Below are 18114 nucleotides of genomic sequence, written 5' to 3'. Positions count from 1 at the left end.
GCGCTTTATCCTCGGATCGCCCAGAACGCCAGGTTCAGCCCTGGGAACTGGCCGGCGATGTGGAAGGCAAAACCACCGGAGTTGCTCAGTTGTTGCCAATGGTCGCTGCCGCGGTCCAGCTCGTAATAAGTGGAGCCGGCGTGGTACGGCAGTTGCCGTGGCGCCACTGGCAATGGCAGCAGGCCGATGCCCGGCAGTTGCAGGTTGACCAGGTCGCGAATGTGCTCCACCGAGCCGACCTTGCTCTGCTGGCCAAAGCGCCCGCGCAGGGTTTCGGCAGGGACATCGGCGCGCACCACCAGGATGAAACTGGCACTGTCGAGCAGCGTCTTGTCCGCCAGCATCGCCACATGGATGCCGTAGGCTTTCTCGACAATCGGGATCGGCGTGGCCTTGCTGTCGATCAGCATCGACAAGGCTTCGCGCAGGGCCTGCATCACCGGCGCGTAACTCAGCGCCAGGTCATCGTGCTGATATTGCGGGAATTCCTGCGGTCGTCGGCCGGATGCGGTGAAGGTCGAGAACTCCCCGGCCAGGGCCACCAGTTCGCTGTAGAAGCGCTCGGGGTGCAGCGGGCTCAACTGGCTCAGGTGCTGGATCAGCGGCTGGGCGCGGTTGACCAGTTGCAGCAGCATGAAATCGGCAATCTCCGAAGCGCCACCGGCACCCGACGCCACCACCCGCCCGGCGAGGGCTTCGCCGCGCTGGTGGAGCAGGCCGAGCAATTCACTGCGGAACGCCGCCAGCGGCTTGGAAGCGACCACATCCAGCACCGGCGGGATGTAGGTGTCGTCCAGCACCAGAGCGCGGTCGGCGCGCTTTTCCTTGATCCGCACCACGCCGATGGCGGCGTAGTCGCCGATGCCATCCTGGGCGGTCAACAAACGCAGTGCCCGCGAGCCCAAGGCCACCGGCGCACGATTCTCGAACGGTGCGTTGTCGTCGCGCACTTCGCTGACCTGGCTCACGTAGCGCGCAGCGCCCAGGGGCTCGCCTTCGTCCACGGTGTCACGGGCGCCGGCACGCTTGAGCGGCAAGGCCAGGTACACCAGGCCGTCGCGCAGGTTGTCATCGACATTCAGCGGGGTCGGCGCCAGGTCATCATGAGGAATATTGAACGGCGTGCCATCCGGCAGCAGGCCCCGCGCCGAAATGATCGCCAGCTTGCCCTGGGCCAGCAGGCCCTGGTCGATCTGCAATTCGGAAAAACCCCAGGCGCCAGCCGACAGCGGGCGGCTGCGGGCGTCGATGAGGTTTTCCAGGTAACGGTCATGCTGCTGGAAGTGCTGCGTTCCAATGAACATGCCTTCCGACCAGACCACACGATTGTTCCAGGACATGGGGGCTCCGATTGCTTATTGGGCAGGGCTGGATGGGGCGCCGACGACGTCGCTGCGCACGGCGCGCACGTCGAGGCTGATCTGGTATTCGGTGTATTGGCGTGCCGGTACGTTGAGCACCGTGCGCCACAGCGACTGGTCCAGTTCGCGGTAACCCACCAGGATGCCGATATGACGCGTCGAGGGATCGAGGTCGCGTTGCAGGCTCAGTTGCTGGCCGGGCTGGATCAGCACTTCGTCCTGATCGATCAGGTCGGGGCCGAGCGTCGCCTGGGCGCGTTCGGCCAGGGCGAAATAGTCGGAGCGGCCGAAGGTAGCGGCGTTTTTCAATTCGAAAATGCGCACCCGGACCGGGGCCGGCTGGCCGGTCGCACCGGGGTTCAGTCCGGCAATGGCGTGGAAGTGCAGCTCGACGGCGGCAGTGTCGGCCTCAGCCTCTTCGGGCTGCGGTGGGGCCGCATCCTTGGCGCACGCCGTCAACAGAAGCGCGGTGGCAACTGCGAGTAAAAACCTGTGAATCATCCTGCGTCCTCAATGACGTTTGAGCTATCCGTTGTTTGGCTTGTTCGGGTTATGTGCAACGACGCTCAGCGGCGTCGCTGTCGGGTGCTGTGTTCTTCGTAGGCGCGGCTGAATTCACGGCCGAACAGGTCCTGGAAATCCTCCTGGGCTTCCCGGGAAATGTTGCTGTAGAGCTCGGTGAACTGCTGCCAGTACTGGGCCTGTCGCGAGCCGTTGAAAATGCTCGACAGCCCGCCGGGCTTGCCCATGCGCTCTTCCAGTTGCGCCGGCTCGAAGCGTGCCAGCAGATGCTTGATGGCCGCCTCCACACCGGCCATGACCGCCAGTTGGTGAGCGCGCAGGTCATCGAAACTGTCACGCACCGCCGCGTCCGGCGCCATGAACGCCTGGTTGCCGTGACGCAGCAGCAACAGCAGGGCCTCGTCGACATTCGGGGCGAATTTGAGCGGGTTGTTTTCCACCGGCTGGATCATGGTCTGCTGGATGCGGAACTCACCCTTGAGGCTGGCGCGGGCGCGCAACACATCGATAAGGCCCTCGACCATCAATCGGTAGCTGCGCCCGATGTTCTCCATTTGCGCTTCGGCCTGGGCTTTGTCCAGGCGCAACTGATCCAGACCGGCACCGCGCAGAAACGCCTGCAGCAGGTCAGGTTGCGCGGCGTCGAACGAAGCCGCCGGAGCCTCGGCGCGGGTGACTGGCGCAACAGGTACCGGTGCGGGTTCGCTCGGCGGACTGACTTCAGCCACCGGCATTGGCGGCACGGGAGTCGGGATCGGCTCGATCACCGGGGGCGGCGCTACCGGCAGCGGCGCAACGGGCACCGGCGGGATCGCCACTGGCGCGGGCTTATCGCTGAGCAGGTCCCAATCTTCCGGGATCACCGAGGCGGTGTTGACGGCCACCGGCTCGATCACGGGCGGTGGGCTGGGACGCGGGATCGGTGTCGGTGGACGGAAATCGTGCTGCTGGGCCGGCACATGGTCGGGCTGGGTCGCAGGCGGGACGCTGGGCGGGGTGAGGAAGTCGAACAGGTCGGGCATGGTGTCCATGGCCGACACACCCTGGAATTGTGCCGGCGACGGCACGGGCATCGACGCCGGCGTACTCGTGGCGGCGGCCTGGCGCCCCATCAGGGCCTCGAAGCTGCTGGACGAATCGGCGAACGGGTTGCTGTCGCTAGCCGGCAGGCTGAAATCGACACGCGCCTGGATCTCGTAATCGCCGATGCGGATCACTTCGCCGTCTTGCAACGGCTCACTGTTACCCTTGCGCAGACGAATGCCGGCCTTGACCAACTCCACACCATTGGTGCTGTTATCGGTCAGGTAATAGCGACCGTCCTTATATTGAATAACGCAATGTTGGCCGGAAACCAGGCGCTCGGGATCCGGCAATACCCAATCGTTATTGGAATTACGGCCAATTGCCATCACGCCCTGGTCCATGGACTTTTCTGAACACTGACCCGGGGTGATCTTGTGATAACTAGTGATAGTCAAACACAGCGGCATCTCGCCTCCTTGCTGAACACTTCTTTGCTGATCGCACACACGGTGATTCTAGTGATTTTGCCCCGGCGCTCACGCTGGAAACGGCGTTTTGCCAGCATGATGGCTGATATTACCCGGCCTGCATGACAAAAAGCCTGCTTCCGTGCCGTCCTCGACCTGTCAGTCGCGAGGGTTGTTAAGCGCCTCACAACTGTAACAGAGGCGAAATAGCTTACCTTGACAAGCGATAAGTACTACACCAAAAATGCACAACTTCTTGAATATAAATGATGGCACTTTAAGATCATCCAGCATCTATAGGGCCACTACCTTCAGGAAACATGCGAAGTTTCATCCGAAACTTGTGTATGCACTGCCCGCATTTTTCAGTGGGCGATAGGGAGATCGATCCAAGTGGATGTGCCGTTGCTGCTCGCCGCCGTTTCCGCGACTTCGCCGTGCGGTGAAGACCTGGAGTATGACGCGGATTTCCTGCGCCTGGAGCGCGACTCCAAGGGCCAACCCGAGCGCAGCATGGGCGACTCTATCCTGCCGGCCGAACCGCCCGAGTGGCGCAGCATCCGGCAACAGAGCCTGGACTTGTTGCAACGCAGCAAAGACCTGCGCATCACCCATTTCCTGCTGCAAAGCACCCTGGCCCTGGAAGGCATTCCCGGCCTGGCCAGCTCCCTGACCTTGATCAGCGAACTGCTCAAGCAGTATTGGGCCGACCTGCATCCGCGCCTGGACGCCGATGACGACAACGACCCCACGGTGCGCATCAATGCCCTCGCCGGCCTGACGTCCGACACCACCATTCGCCTGCTGCGCGAAAGCATCCTGGCCCGCTCCCGGACTTTCGGCGCCGTCAGCCTGCGCGCCGCCGCCAATGCCAGCGGCCTGCAGAGCTTCGCCGATGAAAGCCTGGGTGCCGAACAGCTCGCCGGTGCCTTGCGCGACTGCGACCCCGAGCAGTTGGAAGTCACCCGGGCGGCGCTGCTGGAAGCCCGCAGCGCGGCCGAAGCCATCGAGCAACAGGTCAGCGACCAGGTCGGTTCCGCCCAGGGCGTGGACCTCGGCCCACTGAAGCAGCCGCTGAAGATGGCCTTGCAGATTCTCGGCCAGTTCGCCCCACAGAGCGGCGACAGTGATCTGTCCGAGCCCGTCAGCGACGACAGCACAGCGACCGCTGAACCTTCCAGCGCACCGAGCACGCCGCGCGCGACCAGCGCGAGCGGCGTCAGCGGCGAAATCAACAACCGCGACGACGTGCTGCGCAGCCTGGACCGGATTCTCGCTTACTACACCCGTCATGAGCCCTCCAGCCCGCTGCCGGTGCTGTTGAACCGGGCCAAGAATCTGGTGCACGCCGACTTCGCGGCCATCGTGCGCAACCTGATTCCCGACGGCATGAGTCAATTTGAAAACCTGCGCGGCCCAGATAGCGAATAAAAGCGAACGGATCACGCAGTCACGTCGCCGGTACCACCGGATGACGCCAACACCGTCGCTCAAGCGACCAGGAGCAGCAACGTGGCGAAGCAAAGTTCTCAGAAATTCATCGCGCGCAACCGCGCGCCTCGAGTGCAGATCGAGTACGACGTCGAGCTCTACGGCGCCGAGAAGAAGGTCCAGTTGCCCTTCGTCATGGGGGTGATGGCCGACCTCGCCGGCAAGCCCGCCGAGCCTCTGGCACCGGTGGCCGACCGCAAGTTCCTCGAGATCGACGTCGACAATTTCGACTCGCGCCTCAAGGCCATGCAGCCGCGCGTAGCCTTCCATGTACCCAACGAACTGACCGGCGAAGGCAACCTGAGCCTGGACCTGACCTTCGAAAGCATGGACGACTTCAGCCCGGCGGCCGTGGCCCGCAAGGTCGACTCGCTGAACAAATTGCTCGAAGCGCGCACCCAGTTGGCCAACCTGCTGACCTACATGGACGGCAAGACCGGTGCCGAAGAAATCATCATGAAGGCGATCAAGGACCCAGCGCTGTTGCAGGCCCTGGCCAGCGCGCCGAAGCCAGCACAGGATCAATGACATGACCGACAACACAGCCCGCGAAGGCGTCCAGAACCTGGGCGCGACAGAAGAGACCAGCGAGTTCGCGTCCCTGCTGCTGCAAGAGTTCAAGCCCAAGACCGAACGCGCCCGTGAAGCCGTCGAGACCGCCGTGCGCACGCTGGCCGAACAGGCCCTGGCGCAGACCGACCTGGTGTCCAACGACGCCATCAAGTCGATCGAATCGATCATCGCGGCCATCGACGCCAAGCTCACCGCCCAGGTCAACCAGATCATCCACCATCCAGAGTTCCAGCAGCTGGAAAGCGCATGGCGCGGTTTGCATTACCTGGTCAACAACACCGAGACCGATGAGCAACTCAAGATCCGCGTGCTCAACATCTCCAAGACCGACCTGCACAAGACCCTGAAGAAATTCAAGGGCACCGCGTGGGACCAGAGCCCGATCTTCAAGAAGATGTACGAAGAAGAATACGGCCAGTTCGGCGGCGAACCTTACGGCTGCCTGGTGGGCGACTACTACTTCGACCAGTCGCCACCGGACGTGGAACTGCTGGGCGAGCTGTCGAAAGTCTGCGCCGCCATGCACGCTCCGTTCATCTCTGCGGCATCGCCGACCGTGATGGGCATGGGCTCGTGGCAGGAACTGTCGAACCCACGCGACCTGACCAAGATCTTCACCACCCCGGAATACGCCGGCTGGCGTTCGCTGCGTGAATCGGAAGACTCGCGCTACATCGGCCTGACCATGCCGCGCTTCCTGGCGCGCCTGCCGTACGGCGCCAAGACCGATCCGGTGGAAGCCTTCGCCTTCGAAGAAAACACCGACGGCGCCGACAGCTCCAAGTACACCTGGGCCAACGCGGCCTACGCGATGGCGGTGAACATCAACCGCTCGTTCAAACACTTCGGCTGGTGCTCGCGCATCCGCGGCGTGGAGTCCGGCGGCGAAGTGGAAAACCTGCCGGCCCACACGTTCCCTACCGACGACGGTGGCGTGGACATGAAGTGCCCGACCGAGATCGCCATTTCGGACCGCCGTGAAGCGGAACTGGCGAAGAACGGTTTCATGCCGCTGCTGCACAAGAAGAACACCGACTTCGCTGCGTTCATTGGCGCCCAGTCGCTGCAGAAACCGGCCGAGTACGACGACCCGGACGCCACCGCCAACGCCAACCTGGCTGCGCGCCTGCCATATCTGTTCGCCACGTGCCGTTTCGCCCACTACTTGAAGTGCATCGTGCGCGACAAGATCGGTTCCTTCAAAGAGAAGGACGAGATGCAGCGCTGGTTGCAGGACTGGATCCTCAACTACGTCGACGGCGACCCGGCGCACTCCACCGAAACCACCAAGGCCCAGCACCCACTGGCAGCGGCCGAAGTGATCGTCGAGGAAGTCGAAGGCAACCCGGGGTACTACAACTCCAAGTTCTACCTGCGCCCGCACTACCAGCTCGAAGGGCTGACCGTGTCGCTGCGCCTGGTATCGAAACTGCCGTCGGCCAAGGGTGCGTAAGCACTGGCTGAATTAGGTACCCCTCGGTGGGAGCAAACCCTGTGGCGAGGGAGCTTGCTCCCGCTGGGGCGCGTAGCGGCCCCTTCTTGTGGGTGCTGCGCACCCAAGCGGGAGCAAGCTCCCTCGCCACAAAGGGTGTCCCACAGGGATCTTCATCCGGTTGCAGATCGCTGTTGAACACAGAATTCGCAAGGTCAGCGTCAACCAAACAATGTGGTTAGAAACCACACAGGGAGAAAACATGGCTGTTGATATTTTCATCAAGATCGGCGACATCAAGGGCGAGTCCATGGACAAGGCCCACAAGGACGAGATCGACGTCCTGAACTGGAGCTGGGGCATGTCCCAGACCGGTAACATGCACTCCGGCACCGGCGGTGGCGCGGGCAAGGTGAATATTCAGGATCTGTCGCTGACCAAGTGGGTCGACAAAGCCACCCCGAACCTGATGATGCACTGCGCCAGCGGCAAGCACATCGACAAGGTCAAATTGGTAGTGCGCAAGGCCGGTGGCGAGAGCCAGGTCGAGTACATGATCATCAACCTGGAAGAAGTGATCATCACCTCCATGAGCACTGGCGGTTCGGGCAGCGATGATCGCCTGACCGAAAACGTCACCCTGAACTTCGCCAAGGTGCTGGTGGACTACCAACCGCAGAAAGCCGACGGTACCAAGGAAGGCGGTCCGGTCAAGTTCGGCTGGAACATCCGCACCAACACCAAGGTGTAATCGAAGACGCCCCCGGTGCCACGCGCCGGGGGTGTTTGGTGCTTGCTCGAATCCAATCCTCTACAGCGCGGTATCTGAGTCATGGCCAAGCCTTCGTTTATCAATTTGTGGAACAGCTATCCCGATACGCCAACGCCCTGCGACGGCCCTTGGGACAATCAATGCGCTATCCGCATGAGCGTCACGCTCAACGCGGAGAAAACCATCAAGGTCAACAAGTCGACCTACACCGAACCCAAGTGCGCGCACGAACACGCGCGGGGCGCGGAATCGCTGGCCAACTGGCTCTGGCGGCACCACCTGGGTCGTCCGCTGATTCTCTCTGGAAGTGCCGAAGATCGGCGCAAGCTCGCTCAAAAGACCGGGATCATCTTCTTCAAGGACTGCTTTGCACGGCACGGGCAATCCCTGGAAGCGCGTACCGGCGACCACATCGATCTGTGGAATCGCGGCAGGGTCACGGGTGACTTCGCAGACCAGGCCCATCGCTCAAAACAAGTCTGGTTCTGGGAACTGTCATGATCAAGCGTACGCTGCATTCACTGCTGTCGAGTTGCGTGCTGTTGAGTCTGTACGCCTGCGCCGAAACGGCCCCGGACACAACCACCGCACAAGACAATCAGGTCGATCTTGGCGGTCAAGTATTGACCCTTGAGAACCACGATCAACGCTGCGCCTTGCGTAAACCGGATCAAAGCCTGTTGACCCTGGACATGCCCTGGCCTTGCCATCTGGGCGTCGATCGCCAAGGTAAACCACGCGTCGAAAACTTCAATAACGCCCAGATTATTATCGTCCAGCACTTTGCACCGGAACCTGCGCCGAGCACTGAATGCCGTTCTCAGTACCAGGCGATCAGGAAAATGGCTGGTCAGCTGGAAGCCTCGATGGTAGCTGGCGGTGGTCATTGCCTGCCGGGCGCTTTCGATCAGAAGAACTTCGTGGCCCTTTTTACGTGGTAACCGAAATCGCCACCCGCGATCGCCTGCAACCGTCCCTGCTGGACCGGCTGACCGACGACGATCCGACCAATCCCAAGGAAAGCGCCGACAAGCGCGTGCTCTCGCTCACCCAGCTCAAGGCCTCGGTGCTGCGCGACCTGGCGTGGCTGCTCAACACCACCTGCCTGCTCGGCCACGACGCAACGCTGCATACCCCGGCGGGCACCTCAGTGGTGAATTTCGGGCTGCCGGCGCTGGCCGGTAACAGCGCGTCGAACGTTGACGTCCCGGCCCTCGAAGCATTGATCCACCAGGCCATCGCCACGTTCGAGCCGCGGATCCTGCGCCACACCCTGCGCGTCCGGGCCCGGGCGACGGCGGAGATGAACCACAACGCCCTGAGCTTCGAGATCGAAGGCGACCTGTGGGCCCAGCCGGTGCCGCTGCGCCTGATGCTGCAAACCGACCTGGACCTGGAAACCGGCCATGTGCGGGTGGTCAACGCTGACCAGCGGAGGCGCCCATGAACCCGCGCCTGCTGGAGCTGTATAACCAGGAACTGCACCACGTGCGCGAAAGCGCGGCGGAGTTTGCCAAGGAATACCCCAAGATCGCCAGTCGGCTGACGTTGTCCGGCATGGACTGCGCCGACCCGTATGTCGAACGCTTGCTCGAAGGCTTTGCCTACCTGACCGCCCGGGTGCAGCTCAAGCTCGATGCCGAGTACCCGACGTTCACCCACAACTTGCTTGAAATCGCCTACCCGCACTATCTGGCGCCCACGCCGTCGATGACCGTGGTGCAGATGCAGGCCGACCCGGACGAAGGCTCGTTGAGCGGTGGCTTCCAACTGCCTCGGGATACCGTCCTGCGGGCCGCCCTGGGACGCGAAACCCAGACCTGCTGCGAGTACCGCACCGCCCACGCGGTGACGCTGTGGCCGTTGCAGGTCAGCCAGGCCGAATACTTCGGCAACCCGTCCACCGTGCTCGGGCGCCTGGCCGCCAGTGAACCGAAAGCCAAGGCCGGCCTGCGCATCACCCTGCGCACCGGTGCCGAATTGCCGTTCAACAGCCTGGCCCTGGACAACCTGCCGCTGTACCTCAGCGGCACCGACGAACAACCCTTCCGCCTTTACGAGCAGTTGCTCGGCAACGCCTGCGCGGTATTCGCCCGCAAGCCCGGAGGCGACTGGGTCGAGCGCCTGGCGCAGGACGCACTGCGCTCGCGAGGTTTCGACGATGCCGATGCGGCGCTGCCGGTGGTGTCGCGGGCGTTCCAGGGCTATCGCCTGTTGCAGGAATACTTCGCCCTGCCCCAGCGCTTCCTGTTCGTCGACTTCACCCAACTGAGCCGGGCGGTCAAGCGCTGCGACGGCCAGGAACTGGAACTGATCGTGCTGTTCGACCGTCACGATCCGAGCCTGGAAGGCAGCGTGAGCGCGACGCAGTTCCTGCCGTTCTGCACCCCGGCGATCAATCTGTTCCCCCGGCGCCTGGACCGCATTCACCTGTCGGAGCGGGTCAACGAGCACCACGTGATCGCCGACCGCACCCGGCCGATGGATTTCGAAGTGCATTCGCTCACTGGCCTCACCGGTCACGGCACCGGGCCGGAGCAACCGTTCCTGCCGTTCTACGCGGTGCGCGATCCGTCTCGTTACGGGCGCGACCAGGCCTACTACACCGTGCGCCGTGAGCCACGGGTGCTGTCCAGCGATCAACGACGAAACGGTCCGCGCTCGACCTACATCGGCAGCGAAACCTTCGTCAGCCTGGTAGACAGCCAGCAAGCGCCCTATCGCCACGACTTGCGCCAACTGGGCGTGACCGCGTTGTGCACCAACCGTGACCTGCCGCTGTTCATGAGCGTGGGCAACGGCAAGACCGACTTCACTTTGGCCGACAGCGCGCCGGTAGCCGCCGTGCGCTGCGTGGCCGGGCCGAGTCGTCCACGGGCCAGCCATGCCCACGATGCCAAGGCCTGGCGGCTGATCAGCCAGTTGTCGCTGAACTACTTGTCGTTGAGCGAACAAGGCCAAGGCGCCGCCGCCCTGCGCGAGCTGCTGCGCCTGTACGGCGACAGCAACGACGCGGCGCTGCAATTGCAGATCGAAGGCCTGCGCGAGGTCAGCAGCAAGGCCTGCACCCGCCGCTTGCCGATGCCGGGGCCGATCGTGTTCGGCCGTGGCCTGGAGATCACCCTGGAATTCGATGAAAACGCGTTTCGCGGCACCGGCGTGTTTCTGCTCGGCGCCGTGTTCGAACGCTTCCTGGCACGCTACGTGTCGATCAACAGTTTTACCGAGACGGTGATCCGTACCACCGAACGCGGCGAGATCATGCGATGGAAAGCCAAGCCCGGACGTCGTCCGACCCTGTGAGTACCCTGGAGGCGATGCACCAGGAACCCTGGGAATACGACTTCTTCCAGGCGTTGCGGCGCATTGAGTGCGAGTCCCCCGAGCTGCCGCGCCTGGGCCATTCGTTGCGCCTGGCCGATGACCCGCTGCGCCTGGGACAACAGGCCGAATGCACCTTCGCCCCGGCCACCCTGGCTTCGGTGCAACCGGGCGTCGATGGTGCGCCGGCGCGCCTGGAGCAGTTCTTCTTCGGCCTCGGCGGCCCCAACGGCCCGCTGCCGCTGCACCTCACCGAGTACGTGCGCGAACGCCAACGCAACAATGGCGACAGCACCAGCAAGCGCTTTCTCGACGTGTTCCACCATCGCCTGCTCAGCCTGTTCTACCGGGCCTGGGCCGAAGCGCGGCCGACGGTCAGCCACGACCGCCCGGACGACGATTACTGGTCGGCACGCCTGGCGTCCTTCAGTGGCCGGGGCATGCCGAGCCTGCTCGAGCAGGGCCTGATTCCGGACACCGCGAAGCTGCACTACAGCGGCCACCTGGCGGCGCAAACCCGCTACCCCGATGGTTTGAAGGCGATCCTGAGCGAGTACTTCGGGCTGCCGGTGGAGATCGAGGAATACGTCGGCCAATGGCTGGAGCTGCCGGAGCGCAGCCGCGTCGGCGTCAGCGCCAACCAGCTGGGCACCGACTTCTGCCTGGGTCGCTATGTGTGGGACCGCCAGCACAAATTCCGCATTCGCCTGGGGCCGCTCAAGCTGGTCGACTACATGGGCATGCTCCCCGGCCAGCAGCCATTCAACGAGCTGGTGGCCTGGGTCGCCGAATACCTGGGACACGAATTGGACTGGGACCTGAACCTGGTCCTGGAACAGCCCGAAGTCCCGGCGCTGCAACTCAACGGTCAGTTCCGCCTGGGGTTCAATACCTGGCTGGGCCAGCCGCAAACCGATGCCAACGATCTAATACTGGCCCGGCATTACGCCGAACAGGCCAACACCTCACAGACCTCAAGGAGCCATGAGCATGGGTGAAATCAGTCGCGCCGCGTTGTTCGGCAAACTCAACAGCGTGGCTTACAAAGCCATCGAAGCCGCCACCGTGTTCTGCAAATTGCGCGGTAACCCCTACGTGGAACTGGCCCACTGGTTTCATCAGTTGCTGCAACTGCAGGACTCGGACCTGCACCGCATCATCCGCCAGTTCAACGTCGAGCCGGCACGCCTGGCCCGCGACCTGACCGATGCCCTGGACCGCCTGCCACGGGGCTCGACCTCCATCACCGACTTGTCGTCCCATGTGGAAGAGGCCGTGGAACGCGGCTGGGTCTACGGCAGCCTGATGTTCGGTGAAAGCCAGGTGCGCACCGGTTACCTGGTGATCGGCATCCTCAAGACCCCGAGCCTGCGCCATGCGCTGCTGGGCCTGTCGTCGGAGTTCGACAAGGTCAAGGTCGAAGCCCTGAGCGAGCGTTTCGACGAATACATTGGCGACTCGCCGGAAAACGCCCTGACCGCCAGCGACGGCTTCAACGCCGGCAGCGTGCCCGGCGAAGCCAGCGGCGCCATGGCCCCGAGCGCCATGGGCAAGCAGGAAGCGCTCAAGCGCTTCACCGTCGACCTCACCGAACAGGCCCGCAGCGGCAAGCTCGACCCGATTGTCGGGCGCGACGAAGAGATCCGCCAACTGGTGGACATCCTCATGCGCCGCCGGCAGAACAACCCGATCCTCACTGGTGAAGCCGGCGTGGGCAAGACTGCGGTGGTCGAAGGATTTGCCCTGCGCATCGTCGCCGGCGACGTGCCGCCGTCGCTCAAGGATGTGGAATTGCGCAGCCTCGACGTTGGCCTGTTGCAGGCCGGCGCGAGCATGAAAGGCGAGTTCGAACAGCGCCTGCGCCAAGTCATCGAAGACGTCCAGGCCTCGCCGAAACCGATCATCCTGTTCATCGACGAAGCCCACACCCTGGTGGGTGCCGGTGGCGCCGCCGGTACCGGTGACGCGGCCAACCTGCTCAAGCCAGCCCTGGCCCGTGGCACCCTGCGCACCGTGGCCGCGACGACCTGGGCCGAGTACAAGAAGCACATCGAAAAAGACCCGGCCCTGACCCGTCGTTTCCAAGTGGTGCAAGTCGCCGAGCCGTCGGAAGACAAGGCGCTGCTGATGATGCGCGGCGTGGCCTCGACCATGGAACAGCACCACCAGGTGCAGATCCTCGACGAAGCGTTGGAAGCCTCGGTCAAGTTGTCCCACCGCTACATTCCTGCGCGCCAGTTGCCGGACAAATCCGTGAGCCTGCTGGACACCGCCTGCGCCCGCGTCGCCATCAGTCTGCACGCCGTGCCGGCTGAAGTGGACGACAGCCGCCGACGCATCGAAGCACTGGAAACCGAGCTGCAGATCATCGCCCGCGAACACGCCATCGGCGTGGCGATCGGCTCGCGCCAGACCCAGACTGAAAGCCTGCTGAGCGCCGAGCGCGAGCGCTTGGCCGAGCTGGAAAGTCGTTGGGCCGAAGAAAAAGCCCTGGTGGATGAACTACTCGCCACCCGCGCGACCCTGCGCGAGCGCGTCGGCGTGGTGGACAGCGAAGATGCCAGCGAAGCTTCTGACAACGAAAGCCACGCTCTGCGCGAGCAACTGGTGGACCTGCAACAGCGCCTGAGCGCCCTGCAAGGCGAGAACCCACTGATCTTGCCGACTGTGGACTACCAGGCCGTGGCCTCGGTGGTTGCCGACTGGACCGGCATCCCGGTGGGCCGCATGGCTCGCAACGAACTGGAAACCGTGCTCAACCTCGACCAGCACCTGAAAAAACGCATCATCGGCCAGGACCACGCCTTGCAGATGATCGCCAAGCGCATCCAGACCTCCCGCGCCGGCCTCGACAACCCGAGCAAGCCGATTGGGGTGTTCATGCTCGCCGGCACCTCCGGCGTGGGCAAGACCGAAACCGCCCTGGCCCTGGCCGAAGCCATGTACGGCGGCGAGCAGAACGTCATCACCATCAACATGAGCGAGTTCCAGGAAGCCCACACCGTGTCCACCCTCAAGGGCGCGCCACCGGGCTACATCGGCTACGGCGAAGGCGGTGTACTGACCGAAGCCGTGCGGCGCAAACCGTACAGCGTGGTGCTGCTGGACGAGGTGGAAAAAGCCCACCCGGACGTGCATGAAATCTTCTTCCAGGTGTTCGACAAAGGCGTGATGGAGGACGGCGAAGGCCGGGTGATCGACTTCAAGAACACCTTGATCCTGCTGACTACCAACGCCGGCACCGAGCTGATTGCCGACGTCTGCAAAGACCCGCAGAACGTGCCGGAGCCGGAAGAGATCGCCAAGGCCCTGCGTCAGCCGTTGCTGGAGATTTTCCCGCCGGCCCTGCTGGGACGCCTGGTGACGATTCCGTACTATCCGCTCAGCGACGAGATGCTCAAGGCCATCACCCGCCTGCAGCTCAACCGCATCAAGAAGCGCGTGGAAAGCACCCACAAGGTCGCGTTCGACTACGACGATGCGGTGATCGACCTGATCGTCTCGCGCTGCACCGAGACCGAAAGCGGCGGCCGGATGATCGACACCATCCTGACCAACAGCCTGCTGCCGGACATGAGCCGCGAATTCCTGACCCGCATGCTCGAAGGCAAGGCCATGGCAGGCGTGCGGATCAGCGCGGTGGATAACGAATTGCAATACAACTTCAGCGACGCGGCCTGACTGAAAGGTACACCGGCCCCTGTGGGAGCGAGCTTGCTCGCGATAGCGTAGTCACAGCCGGCATTACGGTTGACTGACACACCGCCATCGCGAGCAAGCTCGCTCCCACAGTGGATCAGGTTTCCTCAGGGAAACAGCGGCGCAGCCCATACAACGACGAGATCACCGATGTTATTCAACCAAGCCTCACGCCTGGCAAAGATCACCAGCCCCCTGGGGCCGGAGGTGCTGTTGCTCAAGGACATGGGTGGCGGCGAAGAGCTGGGAAGGCTGTTCAACTATGAGTTGCAGCTGCACTCGCTGGACAACGCCATCGACCTCAACCAGTTGCTCGGCAAGCCGATGTGCGTGAGCCTGCAACTGGACGGCGGTGGCGAGCGCTATTTCCACGGCATCGTTGCGCGCTGCAGCCAGAACGTCGACCAGGGCCAGTTCGCCAGTTACCAGGCCACGCTAAGGCCTTGGCTGTGGCTGCTGACCCGTACCTCCGATTGCCGGATTTTCCAGAACCTGACCATCCCGCAGATCATCAAGCAGGTGTTCCGCGACCTGGGCTTTTCCGATTTCGAAGATGCCCTGAGCCGCCCCTACCGCGAGTGGGAATACTGCGTGCAGTATCGCGAGACCAGCTTCGATTTCGTCAGCCGCCTGATGGAGCAGGAAGGGATCTACTATTTCTTCCGCCACGAGCAAGGCCGCCACGTGCTGGTGTTGGCCGACGCCTACGGGGCCCACACCACGGCGCCCGGCTACGCTTCGGTGCCCTACTATCCGAAGAATGACCAGCATCGCGAGCGCGATCACATTCACGACTGGCATCTGGCCCAGGAAGTCCAGCCGGGCTCGCTGGAGCTCAACGACTATGACTTCCAGCGCCCCAGCGCGCGCATCGATGTGCGCTCGGCCATGCCACGGCCCCACGCCGCCGGCGACTATCCGCTGTACGACTATCCCGGCACCTACGTGCAGAGCGAAGACGGCGAACACTACGCCCGCACCCGCATCGAAGCCTTGCAGACCCTGCACGAACAGGTCGAGCTGGCGGGCAACGCCCGGGGCCTGGGTTCGGGGCATCTGTTCAGCCTCACCGGCTTCAGCCGCCAGGACCAGAACCGTGAATACCTGATCGTCGGCGCCCGCTACTACCTGTCCCAGGAAAGCGGCGAAACCGGTGTCGGCGCGCCTTCGGCCCAGTTCGAAAGCAGCCTGACCTGCATCGACGCCCAGCAAAGCTATCGCCCGCTGCCGATCACCCACCGTCCGATCGTCAAGGGCCCGCAGACCGCGTTGGTGGTCGGGCCCAAGGGCGAGGAAATCTGGACAGACCAGTATGGCCGGGTGAAGGTGCATTTCTATTGGGACCGTCACGACCAGTCCAACGAAAACAGCTCGTGCTGGATTCGCGTGTCGCAATCCTGGGCTGGGAAAAACTGGGGTTCGATGCAGATCCCACGCATCGGCCAGGAAGTGATCGTCAGCTTCCTCGAAGGTGACCCGGACCGGCCGATCATCACCGGGCGGGTCTACAACGCTGAACAGACGGTGCCTTACGACCTGCCTGAAAACGCCACCCAGAGCGGCATGAAGAGCCGTTCGAGCAAGGGTGGCACGCCGGCGAATTTCAACGAAATCCGCATGGAAGACAAAAAAGGCGCCGAGCAGTTGTACATCCATGCCGAGCGCAACCAGGACATCGTGGTCGAGGTGGATGAAAGCCACTCGGTGGGCCATGACCGCAACAAGAGCATCGGCCACAACGAGACGGTGACCATCGGCAACAACCGCCTGCGCATCGTCAAGCAGGAGGACATCCTGTCGGTGGGCCAGCGCAAGACCGACAGCATCAGCCAGAGCTACGTCATTGAGGTGGGCGAGAACCTGCGCCTGGTGTGCGGTGAAAGCATCCTGGAGCTCAACGCCAGCGGCCAGATCAACCTGACCGGCGTGCAGATCAGTTTCTATGCCAGCGGCGATGCCGAGTTCAACACCGGCGGCGTGCTGCACCTGAACAACGGCGGCGGCCCGGGTGCTACCCCGGACGGCCAGGGCGTCAAGGGCAGCATCGATGCCAACATCCAGGCCGCGTTCCCGTCGTCCAAAGGCTAACCACGAGATTTTTGCGCAATGACTTACCGCCTCAATGAATTCCAGTTCCAGCTACCGCCCAGTGAATTGCTGGACGCGACGATCAACATCCTCAAGTTTCCCGAACTGGGTACTTCGTTGATCGTCAGCCGCAGTTTGCTGGCCGAAGGCGAAACCCTGCAAAGCAACCTCGACGACCAGTTGGGGCGCCTGGAGAAACAGGTACAGGACTTGCGCTGCCAACCGGGCGCCGCGGTGCGCGTGGGCGCCAACCAGGAAATCGAAGCCATCGAACTGCGCAGCCAGTTCAGCAAGGGCAACGAAAAAGTCTTCCAGTTCCAACTGGCCCTGGTGCTGCCCGGCACCCGCAAGATGTTCGCCCTGAGCTACGTCAAGGCCGAAAAGCTCGGCGATGCCGAGGCTGCGCATTGGGCGGCCATCAAGGCTTCCCTGCAGTTCGACCTGCCCGCCTGATGAGCCTCTTGCATGTCTGACGCACTCTGGGCCGCCCGCCTGGGCGATGCGCTGGAGCACACCTCGATGATGGCCGACATCCTCGGCGGGGTACTGGAGGTGGCGGCCAACATTGCGATCACGGCCGTGGCGACGGCGGCGGTGGTTGCCGCCACCGGCATCACGGTGGCGACCGGGGGCCTGGGCTGCTTTTTGCTCGGCGCGGTCGTCGGCGCCGTGGTGGGCCTGGCCATGAGCAAGACCGGGGCGGACAAGGGCCTGAACGATATTTGCGAGGGCATCGGCAACGCGCTTTTTCCGCCCACGGTGCAGGCCAACATCCTCACCGGTGCCACCGACACCCTGACCAACAACATCCCCGCCGCCCGCGCCGCCGGGGCGATTCAGTCCCATGTCGCGCCGGCCGGCACCGAGCTGGAAGAACCCGAGGCCGAGCCCAGTTACCTGGACATGGCCGAAAGCTTCTTCTCGCAGATGTGGCGCCCCACCGTTGCCACCCCCACCCCCGGCGCCGTGCCCAAGCCGCTGGACATGATCGTGTGCATGAAGCACCCGCCGATGCCGCCGCAGTTCCTGGCCGAAGGTTCGGACAAGGTCACCATCAACGGCCAGCCCGCCGTGCGCAGCGGCGACCGCAGCACCTGCGACGCCAAGGTCGTGTCGTCCGGGCTGATTTCCTCCAACGTCACCATTGGCGGCGGTTCGGTGGTGGTGCGTGAAATTCGCAGTGGCAAGACGCCGGGCGTGGGACTGGCGGTGACCGCGCTGCTGATGCTCAAGGGTGGCAAGGGCAAGTTCTTCAGCAAGCTGCCGTGCATGCTGGTGGGTGGCGCCGCATCCATGGCGGTCAGCAGTGCGATGGGCGCGGCGGCCAATGCGGCCATGGGCTCGTCGAATCCGGTGCACGCC

Annotated in this window: 16 protein-coding genes; 13 read left to right on the top strand and 3 right to left on the bottom strand. The window is 63.4% G+C overall.

Annotated elements, in window-relative coordinates; genetic code table 11:
- Positions 1–5: 5 nt before the first annotated feature.
- From tssK to tagH, 3 genes are all read right to left on the bottom strand, one after another.
- Positions 6–1340, bottom strand: a complete 1335-nt coding sequence (gene tssK, locus ACLEJR_RS05000; RefSeq protein WP_440799716.1) for a type VI secretion system baseplate subunit TssK — start codon at positions 1338–1340, stop codon at positions 6–8.
- Between the two features lie 15 nt (positions 1341–1355).
- Positions 1356–1862, bottom strand: a complete 507-nt coding sequence (gene tssJ / locus ACLEJR_RS04995; protein WP_440812544.1) for a type VI secretion system lipoprotein TssJ — start codon at positions 1860–1862, stop codon at positions 1356–1358.
- Positions 1863–1927: 65 nt separating this feature from the next.
- Entirely contained in the window at positions 1928–3376 is a 1449-nt protein-coding gene (gene tagH / locus ACLEJR_RS04990) for a type VI secretion system-associated FHA domain protein TagH (protein WP_440812543.1), read from the bottom strand.
- A 393-nt stretch (positions 3377–3769) separates the two neighbouring features.
- Here tagH and tssA point away from each other — a divergent pair, with 393 nt between their 5' ends.
- The 13 genes from tssA to ACLEJR_RS04925 all read left to right on the top strand — a co-directional run.
- Positions 3770–4807: a type VI secretion system protein TssA gene (gene tssA, locus ACLEJR_RS04985; protein WP_440799725.1), complete on the top strand. Its 1038-nt coding sequence runs from the start codon at positions 3770–3772 to the stop codon at positions 4805–4807.
- 81 nt (positions 4808–4888) lie between these two features.
- The gene (gene tssB / locus ACLEJR_RS04980; RefSeq protein WP_003177230.1) at positions 4889–5395 is read left to right on the top strand and encodes a type VI secretion system contractile sheath small subunit; all 507 of its coding nucleotides are present in this window, start codon (positions 4889–4891) and stop codon (positions 5393–5395) included.
- Position 5396: 1 nt separating this feature from the next.
- A complete protein-coding gene (gene tssC / locus ACLEJR_RS04975) occupies positions 5397–6893 on the top strand; it encodes a type VI secretion system contractile sheath large subunit (RefSeq protein WP_440799728.1) in 1497 nt (498 codons plus the stop codon).
- A gap of 241 nt (positions 6894–7134) precedes the next feature.
- A complete protein-coding gene (locus ACLEJR_RS04970) occupies positions 7135–7623 on the top strand; it encodes an Hcp family type VI secretion system effector (RefSeq protein WP_440799891.1) in 489 nt (162 codons plus the stop codon).
- An 81-nt stretch (positions 7624–7704) separates the two neighbouring features.
- Positions 7705–8145 (top strand): type VI secretion system amidase effector protein Tae4, encoded by a 441-nt coding sequence (locus tag ACLEJR_RS04965; protein WP_440799888.1) that lies wholly within the window; start codon positions 7705–7707, stop codon positions 8143–8145.
- Positions 8142–8585, top strand: a complete 444-nt coding sequence (locus tag ACLEJR_RS04960; protein WP_440799885.1) for a hypothetical protein — start codon at positions 8142–8144, stop codon at positions 8583–8585. Before ACLEJR_RS04965 ends, ACLEJR_RS04960 begins: the two co-directional genes overlap by 4 nt.
- Positions 8579–9091, top strand: a complete 513-nt coding sequence (tssE, locus tag ACLEJR_RS04955) for a type VI secretion system baseplate subunit TssE (protein ID WP_440812540.1) — start codon at positions 8579–8581, stop codon at positions 9089–9091. Before ACLEJR_RS04960 ends, tssE begins: the two co-directional genes overlap by 7 nt.
- Positions 9088–10947, top strand: a complete 1860-nt coding sequence (gene tssF / locus ACLEJR_RS04950) for a type VI secretion system baseplate subunit TssF (RefSeq protein ID WP_440812537.1) — start codon at positions 9088–9090, stop codon at positions 10945–10947. Before tssE ends, tssF begins: the two co-directional genes overlap by 4 nt.
- Entirely contained in the window at positions 10911–11963 is a 1053-nt protein-coding gene (gene tssG, locus ACLEJR_RS04945) for a type VI secretion system baseplate subunit TssG (protein WP_440812534.1), read from the top strand. The genes tssF and tssG overlap by 37 nt, the downstream gene beginning before the upstream one ends.
- Positions 11956–14646: a type VI secretion system ATPase TssH gene (gene tssH / locus ACLEJR_RS04940; RefSeq protein WP_440812532.1), complete on the top strand. Its 2691-nt coding sequence runs from the start codon at positions 11956–11958 to the stop codon at positions 14644–14646. Before tssG ends, tssH begins: the two co-directional genes overlap by 8 nt.
- A gap of 168 nt (positions 14647–14814) precedes the next feature.
- Entirely contained in the window at positions 14815–16752 is a 1938-nt protein-coding gene (locus ACLEJR_RS04935) for a type VI secretion system Vgr family protein (protein WP_440812529.1), read from the top strand.
- 18 nt (positions 16753–16770) lie between these two features.
- Positions 16771–17205 (top strand): DcrB-related protein, encoded by a 435-nt coding sequence (locus tag ACLEJR_RS04930; RefSeq protein WP_440812526.1) that lies wholly within the window; start codon positions 16771–16773, stop codon positions 17203–17205.
- A gap of 12 nt (positions 17206–17217) precedes the next feature.
- A partial coding sequence (locus ACLEJR_RS04925; protein WP_440812523.1) for a PAAR domain-containing protein occupies positions 17218–18114 on the top strand: 897 nt, incomplete at its 3' end.

The sequence above is a fragment of the Pseudomonas sp. SMN5 genome, assembly GCF_052041925.1.
In the GTDB taxonomy this organism is placed as follows: domain Bacteria; phylum Pseudomonadota; class Gammaproteobacteria; order Pseudomonadales; family Pseudomonadaceae; genus Aquipseudomonas.
The sequence above is the reverse complement of the archived record's forward strand: the minus strand, read 5'-3'. Positions and strand labels throughout refer to the sequence as shown.